The organism is Cognatiyoonia sediminum (genome assembly GCF_900129845.1).
Lineage (GTDB): Bacteria > Pseudomonadota > Alphaproteobacteria > Rhodobacterales > Rhodobacteraceae > Cognatiyoonia > Cognatiyoonia sediminum.
This window is the reverse complement of the sequence record NZ_FQXB01000016.1, coordinates 1-1,068: the sequence shown is the minus strand read 5'-3', so window position 1 is coordinate 1,068 and position 1,068 is coordinate 1. Positions and strand designations below refer to the sequence as shown.

The following is a 1,068-nucleotide window of genomic DNA, read 5'->3' as shown; positions in this document are numbered from 1 at the left end:
AGGATTTGCGCCTCCCTGAGCGAGTAGAAAACCTCGCCGTTAAGCAGCTCGTCCCGAAGCCGTGCATTGAAGCTTTCGCAATATCCGTTTTCCCAAGGTGATCCCGGCTCAATATAGGCGGTCTTAGCGCCGACGGCTGCAATCCAATCGCGGACGGCCTGCGCAATGAACTCCGGGCCGTTGTCTGACCGAATGAAGTCTGGAACGCCGCGCAAGATAAACAAGTCCGTCAGCGCATCGATGACCTCTGTCGAGTTCAGCTTCCGTTTCACCCAGATCGCCAAGCATTCCCGGCTGTGTTCATCCAGGATGTTGAGCGTTTGGAACGCTTTCCCGTCATCGGTTCGATGATGTACGAAGTCATACGACCAAACGTGGTCGCGATACTCAGGCCGGAGCCGGATACATGATCCGTCGTTCGTCCAGAGTCGCCCCTTCTTGGGTTGCTTCATTGGAACCTTTAGCCCTTCACGTCGCCACAGCCGTTCGACACGCTGATCGTTCACCAACCAGCCTGCGTCTCTGAGCAACGCTGCGATCCGGCGGTAGCCGTATCGACCATACTGGCGCGTCAGCTCAATCATGTCGGCCACTAGACGCTCCTCGTCAGCACGACCAACCGGCAAACGACGTTGTGTGGACCGGTGCTGTCCCAGGACACGACAGGCTCGCCGCTCCGATACCCTGAACTGGCTGCGAACATGGTCAATGCAGGCACGACGGCGTGAAGGGCTCAGTAGTTTCCCCGTGCAGCCTCAGATAGGATCAACTTGTCCAGCGTCAGGTCAGACACGGCTCGACGCAGTCGATCATTCTCTTTCTGAAGCCGTTTGAGTTCCTTCAGTTGGTCAGTTCCCATTCCACCATATTGCTTACGCCAGCGATAGAACGTCTGTTCTGTTATCTGCACCTGTCGGATAGCATCGGCGCGCGGCATTCCCTGCCCGCACAGTACCTCAACCTGCCGTAACTTAGTGACAATCTCTTCCGGTTTATGACGCTTGATTCCCATATCTGATCCTCCGTTTCCTAACTATAGGGGCGGACCACTTCAAAGGGGGAGGATCA

1 pseudogene is annotated in these 1,068 nt (G+C 56.1%); it reads right to left on the bottom strand.

What is annotated here, in order from left to right:
• Positions 1 to 1,012, bottom strand: a pseudogene (locus tag BUA85_RS16465) (IS3 family transposase); the annotation flags it as partial.
• Positions 1,013 to 1,068: the final 56 nt, after the last annotated feature.